General features: G+C 64.2%; 21 protein-coding genes. 17 read left to right on the forward strand and 4 right to left on the reverse strand.

Features of this window, described 5'->3' with window-relative positions:
- Positions 1-562: 562 nt before the first annotated feature.
- From BM190_RS33625 to BM190_RS33635, 3 genes are all read right to left on the reverse strand, one after another.
- Complete coding sequence (locus BM190_RS33625; RefSeq protein WP_092261864.1) at positions 563-1,642, reverse strand: YeeE/YedE family protein; 1,080 nt, start codon at positions 1,640-1,642, stop codon at positions 563-565.
- A 74-nt stretch (positions 1,643-1,716) separates the two neighbouring features.
- Positions 1,717-2,067 (reverse strand): ArsR/SmtB family transcription factor, encoded by a 351-nt coding sequence (locus BM190_RS33630; RefSeq protein WP_092261865.1) that lies wholly within the window; start codon positions 2,065-2,067, stop codon positions 1,717-1,719.
- 35 nt (positions 2,068-2,102) lie between these two features.
- Positions 2,103-2,474: a thioredoxin domain-containing protein gene (locus tag BM190_RS33635; RefSeq protein WP_092261866.1), complete on the reverse strand. Its 372-nt coding sequence runs from the start codon at positions 2,472-2,474 to the stop codon at positions 2,103-2,105.
- A 106-nt stretch (positions 2,475-2,580) separates the two neighbouring features.
- Here BM190_RS33635 and BM190_RS33640 point away from each other — a divergent pair, with 106 nt between their 5' ends.
- Positions 2,581-3,312: a cytochrome c biogenesis CcdA family protein gene (locus tag BM190_RS33640; protein WP_092261867.1), complete on the forward strand. Its 732-nt coding sequence runs from the start codon at positions 2,581-2,583 to the stop codon at positions 3,310-3,312.
- A gap of 2 nt (positions 3,313-3,314) precedes the next feature.
- On the opposite strand, the gene BM190_RS33645 is transcribed toward BM190_RS33640, so the two are convergent.
- Positions 3,315-4,019, reverse strand: coding sequence for a hypothetical protein (locus BM190_RS33645; protein WP_244550804.1), 705 nt, complete (start codon positions 4,017-4,019; stop codon positions 3,315-3,317).
- A 56-nt stretch (positions 4,020-4,075) separates the two neighbouring features.
- Here BM190_RS33645 and BM190_RS33650 point away from each other — a divergent pair, with 56 nt between their 5' ends.
- From BM190_RS33650 to BM190_RS33725, 16 genes are all read left to right on the forward strand, one after another.
- Complete coding sequence (locus BM190_RS33650) at positions 4,076-4,699, forward strand: SoxW family protein (RefSeq protein WP_246786110.1); 624 nt, start codon at positions 4,076-4,078, stop codon at positions 4,697-4,699.
- A gap of 126 nt (positions 4,700-4,825) precedes the next feature.
- Positions 4,826-5,281 carry a sulfur oxidation c-type cytochrome SoxX gene (gene soxX, locus BM190_RS33655; RefSeq protein WP_092261868.1) on the forward strand — a complete coding sequence of 152 codons (456 nt, stop codon included), beginning with the start codon at positions 4,826-4,828 and terminating at the stop codon, positions 5,279-5,281.
- An 18-nt stretch (positions 5,282-5,299) separates the two neighbouring features.
- Complete coding sequence (gene soxY, locus BM190_RS33660) at positions 5,300-5,752, forward strand: thiosulfate oxidation carrier protein SoxY (protein ID WP_092261869.1); 453 nt, start codon at positions 5,300-5,302, stop codon at positions 5,750-5,752.
- Between the two features lie 18 nt (positions 5,753-5,770).
- Entirely contained in the window at positions 5,771-6,097 is a 327-nt protein-coding gene (soxZ, locus tag BM190_RS33665) for a thiosulfate oxidation carrier complex protein SoxZ (protein ID WP_092261870.1), read from the forward strand.
- A gap of 29 nt (positions 6,098-6,126) precedes the next feature.
- Entirely contained in the window at positions 6,127-6,948 is an 822-nt protein-coding gene (gene soxA, locus BM190_RS33670) for a sulfur oxidation c-type cytochrome SoxA (protein WP_092261871.1), read from the forward strand.
- Between the two features lie 27 nt (positions 6,949-6,975).
- Positions 6,976-8,667 (forward strand): thiosulfohydrolase SoxB, encoded by a 1,692-nt coding sequence (gene soxB, locus BM190_RS33675; protein ID WP_092261872.1) that lies wholly within the window; start codon positions 6,976-6,978, stop codon positions 8,665-8,667.
- Between the two features lie 6 nt (positions 8,668-8,673).
- Entirely contained in the window at positions 8,674-9,936 is a 1,263-nt protein-coding gene (gene soxC, locus BM190_RS33680) for a sulfite dehydrogenase (RefSeq protein ID WP_092261873.1), read from the forward strand.
- Entirely contained in the window at positions 9,920-10,612 is a 693-nt protein-coding gene (locus tag BM190_RS33685; RefSeq protein ID WP_177237456.1) for a c-type cytochrome, read from the forward strand. Before soxC ends, BM190_RS33685 begins: the two co-directional genes overlap by 17 nt.
- Positions 10,609-11,073: a DsrE family protein gene (locus tag BM190_RS33690; RefSeq protein WP_092261875.1), complete on the forward strand. Its 465-nt coding sequence runs from the start codon at positions 10,609-10,611 to the stop codon at positions 11,071-11,073. Before BM190_RS33685 ends, BM190_RS33690 begins: the two co-directional genes overlap by 4 nt.
- A gap of 14 nt (positions 11,074-11,087) precedes the next feature.
- Positions 11,088-11,993, forward strand: a complete 906-nt coding sequence (locus BM190_RS33695) for an alpha/beta hydrolase (RefSeq protein WP_092261876.1) — start codon at positions 11,088-11,090, stop codon at positions 11,991-11,993.
- Between the two features lie 8 nt (positions 11,994-12,001).
- The gene (locus BM190_RS33700) at positions 12,002-12,445 is read left to right on the forward strand and encodes a DsrE family protein (protein ID WP_092261877.1); all 444 of its coding nucleotides are present in this window, start codon (positions 12,002-12,004) and stop codon (positions 12,443-12,445) included.
- A 106-nt stretch (positions 12,446-12,551) separates the two neighbouring features.
- Positions 12,552-13,637: a YeeE/YedE family protein gene (locus BM190_RS33705; protein ID WP_092261951.1), complete on the forward strand. Its 1,086-nt coding sequence runs from the start codon at positions 12,552-12,554 to the stop codon at positions 13,635-13,637.
- Between the two features lie 154 nt (positions 13,638-13,791).
- Complete coding sequence (locus BM190_RS33710) at positions 13,792-15,051, forward strand: extracellular solute-binding protein (RefSeq protein WP_092261878.1); 1,260 nt, start codon at positions 13,792-13,794, stop codon at positions 15,049-15,051.
- A gap of 2 nt (positions 15,052-15,053) precedes the next feature.
- The gene (locus BM190_RS33715) at positions 15,054-15,995 is read left to right on the forward strand and encodes a carbohydrate ABC transporter permease (protein WP_092261879.1); all 942 of its coding nucleotides are present in this window, start codon (positions 15,054-15,056) and stop codon (positions 15,993-15,995) included.
- Entirely contained in the window at positions 15,988-16,836 is an 849-nt protein-coding gene (locus BM190_RS33720) for a carbohydrate ABC transporter permease (protein ID WP_092261880.1), read from the forward strand. Before BM190_RS33715 ends, BM190_RS33720 begins: the two co-directional genes overlap by 8 nt.
- A gap of 22 nt (positions 16,837-16,858) precedes the next feature.
- Positions 16,859-17,956, forward strand: coding sequence for a Gfo/Idh/MocA family protein (locus BM190_RS33725; protein WP_018316060.1), 1,098 nt, complete (start codon positions 16,859-16,861; stop codon positions 17,954-17,956).
- Positions 17,957-17,962 lie beyond the last annotated feature (6 nt).

The raw sequence follows: 17,962 nt of genomic DNA on the forward strand, positions 1-17,962 counted from the left end.
CAGGGCGGGTAGTCCCTGTGAGCCCGAGGCTTCGTGTGGACGACGGCGCTGCCAGGCTTCGTCTCGTCTGTAAGTTTCCGGCTTTGTCGACAGGGCTGGAAAAACTGCGGTGAAATGGCGGGCCGTGCGTACGGCAAAACCGTGTGGTCCTGGCCGTCGTTGCCACGGTCAAGTCCTTGCGAAGGTGCGAGCGAGCCCAACCGGGCAGACTGCATCATCCAAATTCGCGGGGCGAGGGAGGCCAGAAGGAATGGTCGGCTCCCGGGAGATCACGGCATAAGCCGTCCAGCCATCGCGCAGGGAAGGCCGAGTGATCGGCACCACCTGTATGCTGCTGTGCGGTTCTTCCGGCGCGTGCTTTTCGCGCAGCAGACCGCGGGTGCGAGCCAGCACCCGGCCTTCCCTGCGCCCTCTTGGCCTTAGAGGGTAGCGAGACCAAGCAAAGCTCGGGCGAAATCAGCCGCGAGAATGCGAAGGTGTGTCTGCCGTCATGCTTGAAAGGGCAACCGGACTGCAGGAGGATACGAGGCCGGCAGTTCGACGGCGATCCGCGTTTTTCGAGTCAGGTCGAGACCCCGAACAGTCTGCGAACGGCCGGCAGCCACTCGCCGGTCATCGTGAACTCGAGCCCGAGGCGGGCGCCGCAGGCGATGGCCACCATCGTGACGGGGGCCGAAACCGCGAGCGTCGACAGCGCGCTCAGGCCCTGACCGATGGTGCAGCCCATCGACATGATGCCGCCGATGCCCATCAGCAGCGCGCCGATCATGTGACGCTTCAGCTCGCGTGCGTCGTCGCACGCTTCCCAGCGGAATCCGCGCGCGAGCATCGCGGCGGCAAACGAGCCGGCGACGACGCCGGCAACCGAGCCGATGCCGAAATTGAGCCGCGCGCCGGAGAAGGTGGCGACGTAGAGAATGGCATCACCAAGCGGTGCCACGAAGCTGAGCGAGGAGACCCGCACGGGGTCGAACTCGTCGTCGGCAAGCCATCCGGTGGCAAACCAGCCGAACGCAATCGCGGCGCCGACGGCAATGCCGGAGGCCAGGAGCCGCGGCGACCGGATCAGCCTGCCATCTGCAAGGGCCCAGAAGGCGAGCGCGGCGGACATCGCCACGACGAGGATCGCGCGCATCGCGCTGCCTGCGCCGAGCAGCGACGTCAAGGTCTGGGTGCTTCCCTCGGGTAGCCGCAACGACAACGGCTCGATCAGCATCAGGCGCAGCATGCCGGTGATGCCGCGCATGGTCGCGAGCGCCGACAGGCCGAGCACGAGAAAGACCACGATGGCGCGCAGATCGCCGCCGCCAACGCGCACCAGCGTGCCGAAGCCGCAGGTGCCGACCAGCGCCATGCCGACGCCGAACATCAGCCCGCCGATGATCGCACCGCCAAGTCCGATCGACGCCGTGAGGTAGATCGACCGCGACAGATCGACAATGCCGAACGCGGCGAGCGCCTGGGTCGCGAGCAGAGCGACTGCCGCGGCCAGCGCGAAGGATTTCAGCCGACGAAAATCCGATCCGAAGAATGCGTCCTCGAGCATCGCCAGCGTACAGAAACGACCCGCGCGGCCGGCAACGCCGAGCACGGCACCGGCGGCAAGCCCGCATGCGAACGCTATGGTCGAAGGGCTCAGCATTCCTCCCGCTTCGTTTTTGGTTCTGCCTTGCGGGTAGTCTGCCCCGGTGGGGCGCGAAAATCCAGCGTGGAGAACTACCGGCGGCGCCGGCGAACCGGCTCGCAGAACACGTCGTAAACGGCGGTGAGAATCTTGCGGACGTCCTCGCTGGCGAGACTGTAGTAGATCGTCTTGCCGTCGCGGCGGGTCGTCACCAGCCGATCGAGCCGCAACCGCGCGAGCTGCTGGGAGACGGTCGATTGGCGCTCGCCAAGGAACTGCTCGAGCTCGGTCACGGACTTCTCGCCCTCGGAGAGGATGCAGAGCAGCAGCAATCGGGACTCGTGCGACAGCGCCTTGAGCATGTCGCTGGCCTCGCGCGCCTTCTCGATCATCTGCTCGAGTTCGGCGGAGCCCTCGATATCCTTCAGCTTTGGCAACGGCATCGCGTCAAGTTCCTCTCAGAAAATCCGCAAGATGGTCACGACCTCCCGGGTTCCGATCCCGTGTTTGACAGGATTCGGTCCAACAAGCCGAAGAAGAAGGCATCGCCGGGATAGCCGCGAATGCGCCCGATCTCGCGGCCCCCTTGTACCACGATGAAGGTCGGCGTGAAGGGACCCGGATCGATTCCGGCGAGATCGGCGGGAAGGGGGCTGTTCAGGTCGACCCGGCGCAGTGGTGCAGCCCGGCTTTCGTCGGTCTTGCCGTAGATCGGGGCGATCTCGGCGTTGAAGCGCGCGCACCAGGCGCAGCCGGCGCGCTCGAACATGACGAGCTCGGCGGCGCGCGATGCCGTCGCGGGCAGCGTGAGCCCGACGGCGAGCGCGAGCAAAACGATGATTCTGTGCATGCTGCGTAACCGGCCTTTGCAGACTTCCTCGTGAAGGACTTGCTTTCCAAACGTCCTCGGCGCTTTATATCATTAAATTCGTATATGTGCTAGGGATGGGGCGGAAATGACCTTGGACGTTACGCTGGGTGCGGCCTTCGTCGCGGGCCTGTTGTCGTTCCTGTCGCCCTGCATCCTGCCCCTGGTGCCGCCCTTCCTGTGCTACATGGCCGGCGTCTCGGTCACGGATCTGTCCGGCGACAGGCCGGATCTGCGGCCGCGGATCCTGATCTCCGCGCTGGCCTTCGTGGCGGGCTTTTCGCTGGTGTTCGTCGCGCTCGGCTCGACCGCCTCGATCGCGGGACACTTCATTTCCGCGCACCTGTCGACGCTCGGCATCGTCGCCGGCGGGCTGATTATCGTCATGGGCCTGCATTTCCTGGGGCTCCTTCGGATTCCGCTGCTCTATCGCAGCGCGACCGTGCAAGTTGACAACCGCCCGGCCGGCGTGGCGGGGGCCTTCGTCATGGGCCTGGCCTTTGCGTTTGGCTGGACGCCCTGTGCCGGCCCCATCCTCGCCGCCGTCCTGCTGATGGCGGGATCGGAGGACACGACCGGACGGGGCGCACTGCTGCTCCTCGCCTATTCGGTCGGGACCGGCATTCCCTTCCTGGTCGCGGCGGCCTTCACCGGTCGCTTCATTGCCGCGCTTGGCCGTGTGCGCCGGCATCTCGGTCTGATCGAGAAGACGATGGGCGTATTCCTGGTCGCGACGGGTCTGATGTTCCTGACCGGATTGATGCCCGTGGTCTCCGAATGGCTGCTCGAGCATTTTCCTGCATTGACCAGCATCGGCTGAGGCTAGCCGTAACGGAAGTCGAGCAACTGGGCAGAGGATTGCAGTTCGATGAGGTAACGATGCACGAGCGGGCCGTCGCCCGCCATCGCGGCATGAGCGATCTCGCCGCTGCTGGCGATTGCGCCGTCGATCAGGCGGCGGAATTCACCTTGGACGGCGATCTCGCTGTTTGCCCATTCGTTACAGCGTTGAAGCCGATCGCGGAACGCACTCGCGGCGGCGACGGTGTCCTCGGCATTCGCCGATGCCGGCTGTTCGCCGTACCTGGTGGCGGCGATACGCAACGCTTCCATGGCGGGCGCGATCTCGAAGATGCAATCGCCGAGGTCGTACAGGCCCGCGTGACGCCTGAGCGCGTGAAAAGCCTGCCGAACCGCAAGCAACTCGCGGCCAGCGGCGACATTGTCTCCGCGGTCCAGCGCGCCCGTGATCGCCGTGAGTCTCTCGCGACCTCCGTCGAGAAATCGCGTCAATTCGGCCGGCGCATAAGCGGGCGGGGGACCGGATGTGCTCGGCACAAGCCGCTTCCACCCGGCGACCGCTTCGTCCGTCTCGATCTGCGCCAGTGCGAAATTTCCAGTGCGCGCATAGCTCGCGGCGGTGCGCAGATTGGCCATGATCGGCGCCATCGCCGATGCGAAATCCGCAGGTCTATCGGCTTCCGCGCCGAGCGCGAGCGCGTTCGAGGCCAGCCATGCCAGCAGCACGATGGTGCAGCGCAAGATAGGATCTCCTTGTCACATTCGTGTATTCGAATATCATAATGAAAATGAGCAACGCGCAAGACCTTCCGAGGCACGAAACCCCGACCTCGCTTCGCAAGCCGACGCGACGCGGCGTCCTCGCATTCGCTGCAGGCGCGGCGTTGGCCGGCCGCGGCGCGGCGGCGGCCGAGGCAGTCGTCGGAGAAGACGGGCTCTATCACGAGCCCTGGTTTCTGCAGAGCTTCCTCGATCTGCGCGAGGATCTGGAGGGCGCTGCGGCCGGCGGCAAGCGGCTTGCCATCATGTGGGAGCTGCGCGGCTGCCCCTATTGCCGCGAGACGCATCTTGTGAACTTCGCCGATGCCGGCATCGCCAGCTATATCCGCGACAATTTCGAGGTGTTGCAGCTCAACCTGATCGGCTCGCGCAAGGTGACGGACTTCGACCGCCAGGAATTAACAGAGAAAGAGCTCGCCCAGAAATACGGGATCCGGTTCACGCCGACCTTTCAGTTCTTTCCACCATCCGCCGATGGCCTCGAAACAAAGGATGCAATGGCGCGCGAGGTGGCGCGGGCACCCGGCTATCTCAAGCCGCCGCACTTCCTGGCGATGTTTCGCTTCGTGCGGGAGCGCGCTTACGAGCGCGGCTCGTTCCGGGATTTTCTCGCCGCGAACGGCTGATGCGGAACGCCGTCGAATTCCGCTTGACGCCAGCGTTTATATGAACATATCATAATAACTGAATTTGATGGACTGTGAGTCCGTCGTGACCAAGCGGGCGTCACCCCGCGATCCGAGGGTAGGAACATGCGGCGCTCGCTTGCAGCTGCGTTTGCACTTTGTCTGTCGGCCGGAAGCGCTCTGGCGCAAGATCCGAACAAGGAGCCGATCAGGCTCGATATCGTCAACGACTCCTTGCCGAAATCCCTGACCGGCGCGCCCGGTAATGCCGCCGCCGGCAAGAAGGTATTTCTGACGCGCACGCTCGGCAATTGCCTGGCCTGCCACCAGGTCACCAGCCTGAAGTCCGAGGATTTCCACGGCGAGTTCGGTCCATCCCTGGACGGCGTGGCCGGCCGCTACACCGAGGAGCAATTGCGCCTCATCATCGCCGACCCCAAGCGCATCTTTACCGACACCGTCATGCCGGCGTTCTTCCGGAATGATGGCCTCAGCCGGGTGCGCCCGGAGTTCGTCGGCAAGTCCATTTTGACGGCCGCGCAGGTCGAGGACGTCATCGCTTTTCTCAAGACGCTGAACTGACGGCGAGGAGGATCAGGAATGAGAGCCATCAATCGACGGCAGGCATTTGCGCTCGGGGGCGGCTTCGTCATGCTGACGCTGATGCCCATCGCAGCCGATGCCGAGGTGACGGGCGATGCGGCGAAGTGGATCGAGACGTTCACCGGCGGCAAGCCGCCTGCCAAGGGCAAGATCGCGCTCGACCTGCCGGAGATCGCGGAGAACGGCAACACCGTGCCGCTCTCGATCAACATCGAGAGCCCGATGACGGCAGACGCCTATGTGAAAGACGTTCTGATCATCGCCGACGGCAACCCCAATGCGGGCGTGGCGACGCTGTCGTTTACGCCGCTGTCGGGCAAGGCGGAAGCTTCGATCCGGATCCGGCTTGCGACCACGCAGAACGTGATTGCGGTCGCGAAGATGAGTGACGGTTCGCTGTTCATGGAGCAGAAGACCGTCAAGGTCACCATCGGCGGCTGCGGCGGCTAGGGCGTCAGGAGAGGAACAATGGCAGACAAACCGCGCATCAAGCTTCCCAAGGAAGCGGCCAAAGGCGAGGTGATCCAGATCAAGACCCTGGTCTCGCATGTCATGGAATCCGGCCAGCGCAAGGACGCGCAGGGCAAGGCCATTCCGCGCAAGATCATCAACAAGTTCGCCTGCGAGTTCAACGGAAAGCCGGTGTTCTCCTGCGCGCTCGAGCCTGCGATCTCGGCCAATCCCTACGTCCAGTTCGACGCGCGGGTCGACGAAGCCGGCACGTTCAAGTTCTCCTGGACGGACGACGATGGCACGGTGATCACGGCTGAAGAGAAGATTGCGTTCAAGGCATGATGCGCATCGCGCATTGAGGGAGGCACGCAATGGCGCGACGATATGTTGGGTTGGCCGCTCTGGTCGCGGCCGCCGCGTCGGTTGCGACGCTCGCGGTCGCTGAGGACGCCGAGCGCAAGGGCATCGCGGCGCCGCCCGGCCACGTCTTCAAGACCATCATCTCCGGCTACGAATTTCGCAGCAAGGAGACCCGCGCGCTGCAGGACGACGATCTCGAGAATCCGGGCTTCCTCGCCGTGGAGCGCGCGGCTGACGTCTGGAAGAAGGTCGAGGGCAGCGAGGGCAAGTCCTGCATGAGCTGTCACGGCGAGGCCGAGACCAGCATGAAGGGCGTCGGCGCCGCCATGCCGAAATGGGACGACAAGCTGAAGAAGCCGGTCAATCTCGAACAGCGCATCAACATCTGCCGCAGCGAGCACATGAAGGCCGAGCCCTGGAAATTCAAATCCCGTGAGCTGACCGACATGACAGCGTTCGTGCGCTACCAATCGCGCGGCATGAAAGTCTCGGTGAAGACCGACGGGCCGATGTCGCCCTGGTTCGAGCGCGGCAAGCAGATCTATTACACGCGCTACGGCCAACTCGATCTCGCCTGCGAGTCCTGCCACGAGCGCAACAACGGCAAGTTCATGCGCGCGGACTTCCTGAGCCAGGGCCAGACCAACGGTTTTCCGACCTATCGGCTGCGCGACCAGCGCCTGGTGCCACTGCATGAGCGATTCGAAGGCTGCATGTTCGACGTGCGCGCCGAGCCGTTCAAGCCGCTATCGGACGAGTTCCTCGCGCTCGAGCTCTATGTGGCCTGGCGCGGCATCGGCCTTCCGGTCGAGACGCCGTCGGTGCGCAACTGAAACGTTGAGCTTGCAGGAGTGTTGCGCATGATCTCTCGCCGCGAGTTCATTCAGGTTGCCGCGGCAACGGCAGGACTTTCGACCGGTGTGGGCTCCAGCCTGAACCGTGCGTTCGCCCAGCAGCGCTTGACCGAAAAGGAATTGTTGGCCTTCGAGCCGCTCGGCAACGTCACGCTGGTGCATGTGACCGATATCCACGGTCAGCTGATGCCGCTCTATTTCCGCGAGCCTTCGACCAATCTCGGCGTGGGTGAGGCCAAGGGCCTTCCGCCGCACGTCACCGGCAAGGAGTTTCTCGCCCGCTTCGGCATCGCGCCCGGCTCCTCGGCGGCCTACGCCCTGACCTCGGAGGATTTCGAGGCGCTCGCCAAGAGTTATGGCCGGATCGGCGGCCTCGATCGCGCCGCGACCGTGATCAAGGCGATCCGTGCCGAGCGCGGCGACAAGGTCGCATTGCTCGACGGCGGCGACACCTGGCAGGGCTCATGGTCGTCACTGAAGACGCGCGGTCAGGACATGATCGACTGCATGGCACTGCTCAAGCCCGACGCCATGACCGGGCATTGGGAGTTCACCTACGGCAGCGAGCGGGTCAAGCAGGCCATCGAAGGCCTCGGCTTCCCGTTCCTCGGCCTCAATATCCGCGACACCGAATGGAACGAGGCGGCGTTCGAGGGCTCGACCATGATCGAGCGCGGCGGCGTCAAGATCGCGGTGCTCGGCCAGGCCTTCCCCTATACACCGGTCGCCAATCCGCGCTGGATGATTCCGAACTGGTCGTTCGGCGTGCGCGAGGAGGACGTCCAGGCGCAAGTCGACAAGGCGCGCAAAGGCGGCGCGCAGCTCGTCGTGCTGCTGTCGCATAACGGTTTCGATGTCGACCGCAAGCTCGCGAGCCGCGTCAAGGGCATCGACGTTATCCTGACCGGCCATACCCATGACGCGCTGCCGGAGGCGGTCAAGGTAGGCAAGACCCTGCTGATCGCATCGGGCTCCTCCGGCAAGTTCGTCTCGCGGCTCGATCTCGACGTCCGCGACGGTGAGGTCAAAGCGTTCCGTTACAAGCTCATTCCGCTGTTCTCCGATGTGATCACGGCGGACGCCGAGATGGCCGCGAAGATCGCCGAGGTCCGCAAACCCTTCGCCTCCGATCTGGCCAAGGTACTCGGCAAGACCGACTCGCTGCTCTACCGGCGCGGCAATTTCAACGGCACGTTCGACGATCTGATCTGCCAGGCGCTGCTGCAGGAGCGCGATGCCGAGATCGCACTCTCGCGCGGTTTCCGCTGGGGCACCAGCGTGCTGCCCGGACAGGACATCACTTTCGAGGACGTCACCAACGCGACCGCGATCACGTATCCGGCGGTTTACCGCATGGGTATGACGGGTTCGCGGTTGAAGGAGATCATCGAGGACGTCGCCGATAACCTCTTCAATGTCGACCCCTATTATCAGCAGGGCGGCGACATGGTGCGGATCGGCGGGCTTTCCTACGCGATCGACGTCACCAAGCCGCAGGGGCAGCGCATCTCCGACATGCAGGTCCTCAAGACCGGCACACCGATCGAGCCCGCCAGGGAATATCAGGTCGCCGGCTGGGCCAGCGTCAACGAAGGAACCGAAGGGCCGCCGATCTGGGACGTCGTCGCGAATTACCTGACGCGACAGAAAACCGTTCGGCTCGAGCCCAACCGGGCCGTCAAAGTTACCGGAGCGTAAGAAGCGATGTCGAAGATGGACAGTCAATCCCGTCGCAGCTTCCTGGCCGCCGGCGCCGGCGTCGCAGCCTCGATGCTGGCAAGGCCGGCGGCCGCAGGCGGAAATCCCGCCAACCAGCCGCCCAATGTGCCGGAATGGACCAAGTCGCTCGGCGAGGGCGTCGCGGTGCGCCCGTATGGTAAGCCGTCGAAATTCGAGAAGGACGTCGTCCGGCGCGACGTCGAATGGCTGACCGCCTCGCGCGAATCCTCGGTGAGTTTCACGCCGCTGCATGAGCTCGAAGGCATCATCACCCCGAACGGCCTCTGTTTCGAGCGGCATCACGGCGGCATCGCCGAGATCGATCCGGCCGATCATCGCCTGATGATCCACGGGCTGGTCGAGCGTCCGCTCATTCTCACCCTGGAGGAGTTGAAGCGCTATCCGCGCGTCAACCGCATCCACTTCATGGAATGCGCGGCGAATTCGGGCATGGAATGGCGCGGCGCCCAGCTTAATGGCTGCCAGTTCACCCACGGCATGATCCACTGCGTGCAGTACACCGGCGTCTCGCTGCGCACCCTGCTGGAGGAAGCCGGCGTCAAGGCGAGCGGCAAGTGGCTGCTGGTCGAAGGCGCCGACGCGGCGGCGATGGACCGCAGCCTGCCGATCGAGAAAGCGCTCGACGACTGCATCATCGCCTACAAGATGAACGGCGAGGCGCTCTATCCCGAACAGGGCTATCCGATGCGGCTCGTGGTGCCAGGCTGGCAGGGCAATCTCTGGGTCAAGTGGCTGCGCCGCATCAAGGTCGGCGACCAGCCCTGGCACACTCGCGAGGAGACGTCGAAATACACGGACCTCATGCCGAACGGCAAGGCGCGCCGCTTCACCTGGTCGATGGACGCCAAGTCCGTGATCACGAGCCCGAGCCCGCAAGCACCGATCAAGCACGGCAAAGGCTTTACCATCGTCTCGGGTCTGGCCTGGAGCGGCAACGGCAAGGTCAAGCGCGTGGACGTGTCACTCGACGGCGGCCGAAATTGGTGGCCGGCGCGGCTCGACGGGCCGGTTCTCGACAAGGCGCTGACGCGTTTTTACTACGAGTTCGACTGGAACGGTGAGCCGCTGCTGCTGCAATCGCGCGTGCAGGACGAAACCGGCTACGTGCAGCCGAGCAAGGCGGAGCTGCGCAAGATCCGCGGCGTCAACTCCATCTATCACAACAATGGCATCCAGACCTGGCATGTGCAGGCCAATGGTGAGGTCGAGAATGTCGAAGTCGCTTAAGTTCACTGCAGCCGCGCTGCTCGCATGCGCGCTGAGCGTGCCGGCGCTCGCGCAGCAGAAGGCGGACGCCAAGAACGGTCCACGCTATCACATCGGCCGCGCGCCGACCGCGGACGAGATCAGCGGCTGGGATATCGACGTGCGCCCGGACGGCCAGGGCCTGCCGGACGGCAAGGGCACGGCCATGCAGGGCGAAAAGCTGTTCATGGACAATTGTTCGTCCTGCCACGGCGAGTTCGGCGAGGGCAACGGCCGCTGGCCGGTGCTGGCCGGCGGCAAGGGCTCACTGACGTCTGACAACCCGGTCAAGACGGTCGGCTCGTACTGGCCCTACGCGTCCACCGTGTTCGACTACGTCCGTCACGCTATGCCTTATGGCAATACGGGATCCCTGTCCGTCGATGAATATTATGCGCTGGTCGCTTACGTCCTCTATCTGAACGACGTCGTCACCGATCAAAACTTCGAGCTGAACAAGAAGACCCTTGCGACGATCAAGATGCCGAACGAGCAAGGGTTCGTGATGGACGACCGCGCCACCAGCGAGAAGTCGTTCTGGCAGAAAGACCCCTGCATGAAGAATTGCATCGCCCCGGTGAAGATTACGGGGCGCGCTGCCGCCATCGACGTGACGCCCGAGGACGGCAAGGAGAAGAAGTCGCGGGGCGTGGAGTGAGACACGGCCGGGCGAGCCGCCGCGCGGTGCTGCATGCGGCTCTCGCTGTTGGCTCGCTCATCGTAATCCATCCGGCCGTGGCCCAGGCGGCCGAACCTCACAGGCTCGCGCTGCAGATCAGCGACGACGACCCGGTCAAGATGCGCGCCGTGCTCGATGTTGCGGCCAACGTCTCGCGGCATTATTCGGGGCAGGGCGAGGATGTCGAAATCGCAGTGGTTGCGTTCAACGGCGGCCTCGACATGCTGCTTCAGGACCGCTCGCCGGTGAAGGAGCGCCTGGCGAACTTCCTGAAATCGATGCCCAATGTGAGCTTCATCGCTTGCGGCAACACGCTGGAGACGCTGGCGGCGAAGGAGGACAAGCGGCCGCCGCTGATTGAGGGCGTCAGCGTCACGCAGGTCGGGGTTGCCGCGCTGATGGATTTGGCGGAGAAGAACTGGACGATTGTCCGGCCCTGAGGAGAAAGCCGCTGATGCGATGGTTGATAGGACTGGCCGTCTTGCTCGCGTTCGCAGGGTCCGCATATGCGGCTGAACAGGAGCTCGAACTGTCGGTCGACGGCCGCACCACGCTCGCGACACTGCGCACGCCAGCCGCGATGACACCGGACACGCCGCTCGTCGTAATGACCCACGGCACGCTTGCGCACAAGGACATGGAGGTCATTCAGGGCGTTGCCAAGGCGCTTGAGCAGCGCGGCATCGCTTCGCTCGCCCATACGCTGTCGCTGGGGCTCGATCGCCGCAAAGGCATGTACGACTGTACCGCACGGCATGATTATGTCGTTGAGGATGCAGTCGCGGAGATCGGCGCCTGGGTCGCGCGGGCGAGGGGCATGTCCCGGCTCGTCTTCGCGTTCGGCCATTCGCGCGGCGGCAACCAGGTGGCGCGGTATCTTGCCGCGAACGAGACTTCGCCGGTGGCGGGTGGGGTGCTGCTGGCGCCGGTGACCGCAAAAGCCGAGGCCGATCTGCGCGCCTCCTACGCCAAGACCTATGGCAAGCCGCTCGAGCCGGTTCTGGAGCTGGCGACGAAAGCGGTTGCGGCGGGCCGGGGCGGGGAGTGGATGGACGTGCCGGGCTTCGTCTATTGCCGCAATGCCGTGGTTTCCGCGCGGGCCTTTGCGTCATTCTACGGTCCCGATGCCGGCCAGGACACGGCCGCGCTGGTGGCGCGCGTGAAGCTGCCGGTGCTGGTGCTCGCCGCGACCAAGGACACCGTCGTGCCCGACGTGGCGGCCGCCTTCACGTCGCTTGCCGGTTCGAGCGGGGGCAGGGTGCATCTCGACAAGATCGAGGACGCCGATCATTTCTTCCGCGACCTGTTCGCGGAAGACGTTGCCGATCGAATCGCCGAGTTCATCAAGCAGGCACGATAGGAGGGACCATGCAGCGTCGATCCATGCTTGGCGCGAGCGTTGCCGGGCTGTTTGGTGCGTTCGCGGTGCGCCAGGCGTCCGCGGCGACGGAAACGCCCGCGCGACAGCGCGTCGTCTATCATCTGGCCGATTCCGATCGTGTCGTCTTCGTTCTGGGCAATCTGCAGAACCATGTCGACGGCGTCGGTGGACCCGGCAAGGCCGACATCAGGCTGGTCGTGCACGGACCGGCGCTGCGTGCCTTCCACGCGCTCGCGGCGCAGGACCACACCGTTGCGATGATGACGAAGCTCGTCGATGCCGGCGTCGGCTTCGATGCCTGCGCCAATACGATGAAGGCGCAGGGCGTCAAGCTGGACGATCTCACGCCCGGTTTCGTGGTGGCCGAGAAGGGCGGCGTGGTGCGGCTCGTCGAGCTGCAACAGCAGGGATTTGCCTATTTGCGCCCCTGAGGCCGCTGTGTTCCGGCATCCTGCGACATCGAGCTTTGATCTGGCTCATGGGACGCGACGACGCGATCGCTAGAATTGCATGCTCGCAGCAACAGCCGAGGCGGACGTGCTGACGCCGATCATCGATCTCTTGGGTGAAGATCCGCTGTCATGGTTCGGCGGCCTCATGGTCGGGGGTCTGTTCGGGTTCTTCGCGCAGCGCAGCCGCTTCTGTCTGCGTGCCGCGGCGGTCGAATTTTCCCGAGGCGAGGGCGGGCCGCGCCTTGCCGTCTGGCTCCTGACTTTTGCCGCGGCGCTGGTGGGTACGCAAGGCCTGGTCGCGCTCGGCTGGCTCGACGTATCCGAGGCGCGCCAGCTCGCGCAGCAGGGCAGCATCTCCGGCGCTCTCCTGGGCGGTGTGATGTTCGGTTGCGGGATGATTTTGGCGCGCGGCTGCGCCAGCCGGCTGCTGGTGCTCTCGGCCAATGGCAATCTCCGGGCATTGTTGTCGGGGCTGGTGTTTGCGGTGACCGCGCAAGCCTCCTATCGCGGCCTGCTGTCGCCCGCCCGTGAATGGGTGACCAACCTGTGGCTGGTCGATGGCGGTCCGTCGCGCGACATCATGGCCATGTTCGGTGCCGGCACGCCCGAGAAGCTTGCATTCGGAGGTTTGTGGCTGATTGCGGGGCTGGCCTTCGCCTTTCGCAGCCGGTTGCCGCGCCGGCTGATCCTTGCCGCGATTGCGACCGGAACGGCCGTCGTCGCCGGCTGGCTCTTCACCTACCAGCTGTCGCAGGCTTCCTTCGCGCCGGTGACCTTGAAGAGCCTCACCTTCAGCGGGCCGTCGGCCGAGCTCTTGATGCTGGTGCTCAACAGCGCGCAGCTTCGGCTCGGCTTCGACCTCGGCATCGTCCCCGGCGTATTCCTCGGCTCGTTTCTGGCCGCGGCGCGCGCGCATGAACTTAAGCTCGAGGGATTTTCGGACGGGCTCGGCATGCGGCGCTATCTGTTCGGCGCGGTGCTGATGGGGTTTGGCGCGATGCTCGCCGGCGGCTGCGCGGTCGGCGCCGGCGTGACTGGTGCCTCCGTATTCGCACTCACCGCCTGGCTCGTGCTCGGCGGCATGTGGCTGGGGGCGGGACTCACGGATCTGCTTGTCGACCGCGCCGGCGTGCCGCAGCAGACGACGGGCTTGCCGGCCGCGAGCGGCTGAAATCAACATTGTCGCATTGCTAAACACAACATCGAGCGTTTTGGCGAATGCGCGTGCTTGCTTCTGAGGTACGTAGATCAGAATTTTAGTTGCGTACCTCAGAAATCGGGAGCAGGATCGCGGCAAAGAATAAGATCGGTCGGGAGGAGATGTGATGAGACTGCTCAGGAAGCTGGGACTCGCCGCTGCCGCATGCCTGCTTTTGGCCGACGCCGCAGCATCCGATACGATCGTAAAGTGGCTGCACATCGAGGCAAATCCGGCCCAGGTGAAAATCTGGGAGGAGGTCGCGCGCGCCTATGAGGCCTCCCATCCTGGCGTCAAGGTCGAGATGCAGTTTCTCGAGAACGAAGCCTACAAGGCCAAGCTGCCGACCATCCTGCAATCCAAGGATCGCCCGAACATCATCTACAGCTGGGCCGGCGGCGTCCTGAAGACCCAGATCGAGGCAGGCGTTCTCGACGACATCACCGAACAGGTGAAGGGTTACAGCGATAGTCTCACGCCGGCCGCGCTCGCCGCGTTCACCGCCAACGGCCGCGTTTATGGTCTGCCGACCGCGCTATCGCAGGTCGGCTTCCTCTGCAACAAGGAGCTGATGGCCAAGGCGAAAGTCGATCCTGCCGGGATCAAGAGCTGGGACGATCTGCTTGCGGCGGTGAAGACGTTGAAGGCCGCCGGTGTGACGCCGATCGTGGTCGGCGGCGCCGACAAATGGCCGTTGCACTTCTACTGGACCCATCTTGCGGTGCGCATCGGCGGCAAGCCGGCATTCGACGCGGCATTGCGCGGCGAGGACAGCGGCTTCGCCGGCGAGACCTTCCAGAAATCCGGCGAGCTGTTCAAGCAACTCGTCGATCTCCAGCCGTTCCAGAATGGCTTCCTTGGTTTCAAGAATCCTCAGGCCGTCGGCTATTTCGGCGACGGCAAGGCGGCGATGACGCTCGCGATCAGCACTGTCTATCATTTGCAGCGCGCTCTCGCCGCCGACAAGGTCGGATTGAGCGAAGACAAGATCTGCTGGTTCGACTTCCCGGTGGTGGCCGGCGGCAAGGGCGCGCCGACCGACACGCTCGGCGGCATTACCGGCTGGCTGGTCACGAAAGGTTCGCCGAAGGAGGCGGTCGATTTCCTGAAGTACTTCGTCTCGAAGGACGTGCAGACGCGGCTTGCGGCGGGTAACTTCATCATCCCGGTGGTGCAGGGCGCGGACGCTGGTCTCAACAATGCCTTCATGAAGCTGATCGCGGCCAATCTGGCGAAGTCGAACTACCACCAGAACTTCTATGACCAGAGCCTTGGTCCGTCGGTCGGCCGCGTCGTCAACGACGTCACCGCGGAGATCGCCGGTGGCAGCATGAGCCCGCAGAATGCGGCGAAGGCGATCGAGGCGGCGTGGAAGCAGGGCAACTGACGGTGGCGCGGCGTATCGCGAATTCGCCCGCGATTGGCGTTGCGGGGACACCGTTCTCTTCGCTCGCGGTCCGCGGCCCGGCCTGGGACGGCCGCTTCACGGTTCTGATCTTGTTCCTGCCGCCGGCGCTGCTGTTATTCACGCTGTTCGTGGTGCTGCCGATCGGCGAGGCCGCCTGGTATTCGGCCTTCAATTGGAACGGGTTCGGCAGGCCGACCAACTGGATCGGCTTCGACAATTACCGCTTCGTGCTGGAGACGCGCGCCTTCTGGCTCGCGCTGCGCAACAATGGGCTGATTATTGCGGTCTCGCTCGCGATCCAGCTTCCGCTCGCGCTGACGCTCGCCTTGATGCTCGCCGAACGCTTTCGCGGGTCGGTGGCGCTGCGCATGCTGTTCTTCATGCCCTATATCCTGGCCGAGATCGCGACCGGGCTGATCTTCAGCTTCGTCTATGACGGCGATTACGGCCTCGTCGCCTCGATCTGGCGCAGCTTCGGCGCCGAGCCGCCGCATCTGCTGGCCTCGACCGACACGTCGATGCTGGCCGTGCTGATCGTGATCGTGTGGAAGTATTTTGGCTTCCACATGATGCTGTTCATCGCGGCGCTCCAGAGTCTCGACAAGAGCCTGATCGAGGCGGCACGCATTGACGGTGCGACGCGCTGGCAAGCCCTGCGCCATGTCGTCATTCCCTTGCTCTATCCGACGATCCGCCTCTCGGTGTTTTTCGCCATTGTCGGCTCGCTGCAGCTGTTCGACCTCGTCATGCCGCTGACACGCGGGGGGCCTGCGGACTCCTCGAACACGATGGTGAGCTTCCTCTACAACAACGGCATCTCGCGCATGCGGGTCGGCTATGGCAGCGCCATCGGCGTCATCCTGTTCGCGATCTGCGTGACCTTTGCCTTTACCTACAAGCGTTGGTTCATGCGCGATGAATAGTGCGAAGATTTCCCGCAGCCCGGTCGATCCTGCCGTGCTGTTCAAGGCCGTGTTCCTCGCCATCGTGGCCATCTTCGTGCTGGTGCCGCTGCTCGCGACGTTGCTCGGCGGCTTCAAATCGCTCGGCGAATTGCGCGTCAACCCGTTCGGTTTGCCGCGTCAATGGGAATGGCAGAATTACTCCGACATCCTGTTCTCCGCGCGCTACTGGCAGCTCCTGCGCAACTCGCTGATCATATCGTCGCTCGCGGTGGTGTTGACCCTGATCACCGCATCGATGGCGGCGTTCACCTTTGCCCATGTCAAGTTCTACGGCAGCTCGATGCTGCTGAGCTATCTCACGCTCGGCCTGCTGTTTCCGGCGGCGACCGCGGTGCTTCCGCTGTTCATCAAGGTGCGCGATCTCGGGCTGCTCGATACCTATTTCGGCGTTGCGTTGCCGCAGGTGGCCTTCAGCCTCGCGATGAGCGTGCTGCTGCTACGGCGGTTCTTCAAGGACATTCCCTACGAACTGCTCGAGGCTGCGCTGGTCGACGGCTGCAGCTACATCAAGTTCTTCCGCTATGTGACGTTGCCGCTGTCGCGGCCGATCCTGGCGACCGTCGGGACCATCACCTTCGTCAACAGCTGGAACGCCTATCTGTTGCCGCTGGTGATGCTCAACACGGATGCGCTCTATCCCTGGCCGCTCGGCATCATGGTCTATCAGGGCGAGTATTCGTCCGAATGGCACCTGATCCTGGCCTTCATCACGTTGACCATCCTGCCGACGATCATTCTCTTCCTTCTGGCGCAGAAGCACATCGTTGCCGGCCTCACTGCGGGTGCGGTCAAGGGATGAACGAACCCTTACGGAGATCACAATGAGAAAAGTCGGAATTGGAATCATCGGCTGCGGTGTCATCAGCACCGCCTACCTCAAGGCGGCGCAACGCTTCCCGGTCATGGAGGTCAGGGCGCTCGCCGATATGCGCAGTGAAGTCGCGGAGCGGCAGGGTGCCGTTTTCGGGCTGCCGGCGATGCGGGTCGATCAATTACTCAAACGCGATGACGTCGAGGTCGTCATCAATCTCACGGTGCCGCTGGCACACACTGATGTCAGTCTCGCGGTGCTGAATGCCGGAAAGCATGTCCATTCCGAGAAGCCGCTCGGCATCAACGCCGCCGAAGCCCGCAAGGTGATCGATCTCGCCGCACAGAAGAACCTGCGCGTCGGCTGCGCGCCCGACACGTTCCTTGGCGGCGGGCATCAGACCGCCCGCAAGCTGATCGACGACGGTGCGATCGGCACGCCGGTGGCGGGCAGTGCCTTCTTCGGCTGCCCCGGCCATGAGCGCTGGCACCCGGCGCCGGGCTTCTATTACTTGCGCGGCGGCGGGCCGATGCTCGACATGGGGCCGTACTACATCACCGATCTCGTGCAATTGCTCGGCCCGGTCGCGAGCGTGATGGGCTCGACGGCGCGGCCGCGATCCGAGCGCCTGGTTACCAGCCAGCCGATGAACGGCACGCTGATCCCGGTCGAGGTTTCGACCCATGTCGCGGGCACGCTTGAATTCGAGAGCGGAGCGGTCATCTCGATCGCGATGAGCTTTGATGTACCGAAGCACCGGCACGCGCCGATCGAGATCTATGGCGACAAGGGCAGCCTGCAGGTGCCGGACCCGAACCGCTTCGGCGGCGAGGTGCACCTCGCCAGGACCGGCGGCGAATGGGAAACAATGCCGTGGACGCACGGCCATGTCGAAGGCGAGTTCCGCTCCATCGGGGTCGCCGACATGGCGTCCGCGATCCTGAACAACCGACCGCACCGCGCCAGCGGCGCGCTTGCGTTCCACGTGCTGGAGGTGATGGAGGCGTTCCAAACCTCCGCCGATGAAGGGCGCCGCGTCAAGATCGAGAGCAGCGTCGAGCGGCCGGCGATGCTGCCGGCGGGACGTGAAACGGGACAGGTCGACTGAGGGAAT

The organism is Bradyrhizobium sp. Rc3b, from assembly GCF_900114915.1.
Lineage (GTDB): Bacteria > Pseudomonadota > Alphaproteobacteria > Rhizobiales > Xanthobacteraceae > Bradyrhizobium.